Below are 2,827 nucleotides of genomic sequence, written 5' to 3' on the forward strand. Positions count from 1 at the left end.
GAATTCGTCGCCACCCAGCCGTGCCAGCAGGTCGTGCGGCCGCAGCAGCTGGCGGGTGCGTTCTGCCACGGCCACCAGCAGCGCGTCGCCGGCCTGGTGGCCATAGGCATCATTGACCTGCTTGAAGCCATCCAGGTCCATGAACATCACCGCGAAGCGGCTGCCGCCCTGTTCGGCCTCGGCCAGGGCCTGCACGATGCGCCGCTGCAGCAGCAGCCGGTTCGGCAGACGGGTGAGGGGGTCGTGGAGCGCGGCCTGGGTCAGTTCCTGCTGGGCGTCGGTCAACGAGGTGCTGAGCAGCGAATTGCGCAGGCGCAACAGCTGCGCCTCCACCCGCTGGTCCAGCCAGGACACCACCAGCACCACCGCCAGGATCGCCACGGTCAGCACCACCACAAGCATCGCCAGCCAGTTGTTCTGCAGGCCATCGCCCACCGCTGCGCCGCAGACGCTGCCCTCGGGGAAACGGGCGGCAGCCATGCCGGTGTAGTGCATGCCGACGATGGCCAGGCCAAGCAGGCCGGCGGCGGCCAGGCGGTCGCCGATGCGGGTGTGCTGCGCGCGCAGGCGGAAGGCCACGTACAAGGCAGTCCACGACGCGGCCACAGCGACCAGCAGCGACAGCAGCAGCCACACCGGCTGGTAGTCGATGCCCGGTTGCATGCGCATCGCGGCCATGCCCACGTAGTGCATGCTGGCGATGCCGCTGCCCATCAGCAGCGCACCGCCGGCCAGGCGAGGATGGGGCAGGGTGCGCAGCGATACCAGCCAGAGCGCGAACACCGACGAGCCGATTGCCAGTGCCAGCGACAGCAGGGTGATGGGCAGGTCGTAGCCCAGTGGAATGGGCAGGTCGAAGGCGAGCATGCCGATGAAGTGCATCGACCAGATGCCCAGCCCCATCGCAAAACCGCCGCCCAGGCGCCACCACCAGGTCGCGCCCTTGCCGGGCGCGGTGACGGTGCGCCCAGCCATCGCCAGTGCGGTGTAGGACGCCATCACTGCAACCAGCAATGAGGTCGCCACCAGCCACGGGTTGTACGTGCCTACCAGCATTCGTCAGTCTCCCGGACCTGCCTGTCAACGGAAAAACTACGGTGGGGCATGCGTAAGGCGGGCGACCAGGGCCGCCGGTTGCAGCGTCCCCCCGGTCGCTGCCCATTCACTCTAACGCGGGCACCGGGGGGGACGGCAAGCAGCAAAACGTGACGACCGCGTCAGCGGGTCACCGCACCGGCCGCCTGGAAGGCGGCATCGAACAGGCGCTGCACCGGTGGCCCCATTTCGCCGACCAGCAGGGTCAGCAGGAACAGGCCCAGCAGCAGCGAGACCGGCAGGCCCAGCTGGATCGGATTCAGCGCCGGCGCGGCGCGGGCCAGCACGCCGAAGGCCAGGTTGACCGCCAGCATCGCCACGGTCAGCGGGATGGCCAGGGTCAGCGCGCCGCGCAGCACGGTCAGCAGGAAGGTCGGGGCGATGCTGAAGAAGGCGTGCGGGTCGGGCAGGGGCGCGCCGATGGGCAGGGCGCGATAGCTGTCCACCACCAGCGAGATCAACGCCAGATGGCCGTTGGCGGTGAAGAACAGCAGGCCGAACAGCAGATAGAACCATTGGCCGATGACACCGGAGGTGCCGCCGCGCAGCGGGTCACTCATCTGCGCAAACGCCAGGCCGGTGCCCTGCGCGACCAGCTCGCCGGCCATCGCGCCGGCCTCGAACACCAGCCGCAGCATGAAACCGATGGCCACGCCGATCGCCAGCTCGCGGGCGATGGTCAGCACGGTGGCGGCGTCGAAGCCGGTCCAGTCCGGTACCGGCGGCAGCAGGGGCGCCAATGCAATGGCCAGGGTGCCGGCCAGCATCACGCGCACCCGGCCGGGCACGGCACGGGTACCGATCATCGGCATTGCCATGGCCACCGCGCCGATGCGCAGCATGGTCCACAGCACGGTGCCGATCATGCCGAAGGCGTTCAGGCCGTCGGCAGCCATCTGGGTGGCGGCATCCATCTGCGTGCGCGTCCGTCTAGCCGATCAGGTGCGGGATGCGCTGGAACAGCAGCGTGGTGAATTCGACCAGATGGCCGATCAACAGGCTGCCCAGTGCGAACAACACGGCAGTGAGCGCTGCGGCCTTGGCAACGAAGGCGATGGTGGGCTCGTTGAGCTGGGTCGCGGCCTGCACCACGCCCACTACAACGCCGACCACCAGTACGGTCAGCAGCAGCGGGCCGGCCACCCAGAGTACGGTGATCAGGCCGCCACGCAGTTCGGTCAGGGCAAGTTCGGGGGACATCGTCGTTCCGTTGTGTGTATGTAGAGCCGAGCCATGCCCGGCTGCCCTGCAATCAAGCCGGATTGAAGCTCGCCGCCAGCGTGCCGACGGTCAGCACCCAGCCGTCCACCAGCACGAACAGCAGGATCTTGAACGGTGCGGAGACCAGCATCGGCGACAGCATCATCATGCCCATCGACATCAGCACACTGGCCACGACCAGGTCGATGATCACGAACGGAATGAAGATCAGGAAGCCGATCTCAAAGGCGGTCTTCAGTTCGCTGGTGACGAACGAGGCGACCAGCACCGGGAACGGAATCGCATCGGGGTTGGCGTAGGTGCCGTGGCCGGCGATGCCGGCGAAGGTCATCAGGTCGGTCTCGCGGATCTGCGCCAGCATGAAGGCRCGCAGCGGCGTGGTGCTCAGCGTCCAGGCGGTCTGGAAGTCGATCTCGCCATTGAGGTACGGCGCCATGCCGGTGCTCCAGGCCTTGTCCCAGGTCGGCAGCATGATCATCGCGGTGAGGAACAGGGCCAGGCCCAGCAGGAC

3 protein-coding genes and 1 pseudogene are annotated in these 2,827 nt (G+C 67.9%); all 4 read right to left on the reverse strand.

Annotated elements, in window-relative coordinates; translation table 11 throughout:
* Positions 1–1,056: MHYT domain-containing protein (locus AB4Y84_RS18385; RefSeq protein WP_442250614.1), on the reverse strand; the 1,056-nt coding region annotated here is incomplete at its 3' end.
* 161 nt (positions 1,057–1,217) lie between these two features.
* On the reverse strand, positions 1,218–2,009 hold the full coding sequence (fliR, locus tag AB4Y84_RS18390) for a flagellar biosynthetic protein FliR (protein WP_032974840.1): 792 nt from the start codon (positions 2,007–2,009) through the stop codon (positions 1,218–1,220).
* A gap of 16 nt (positions 2,010–2,025) precedes the next feature.
* Entirely contained in the window at positions 2,026–2,295 is a 270-nt protein-coding gene (locus tag AB4Y84_RS18395) for a flagellar biosynthetic protein FliQ (protein ID WP_005413254.1), read from the reverse strand.
* A 52-nt stretch (positions 2,296–2,347) separates the two neighbouring features.
* A pseudogene (locus AB4Y84_RS18400) lies at positions 2,348–2,827 on the reverse strand (flagellar type III secretion system pore protein FliP); the annotation flags it as partial.

The sequence above is a fragment of the Stenotrophomonas sp. 2YAF22 genome, from assembly GCF_052114665.1.
Lineage (GTDB): Bacteria > Pseudomonadota > Gammaproteobacteria > Xanthomonadales > Xanthomonadaceae > Stenotrophomonas > Stenotrophomonas indicatrix.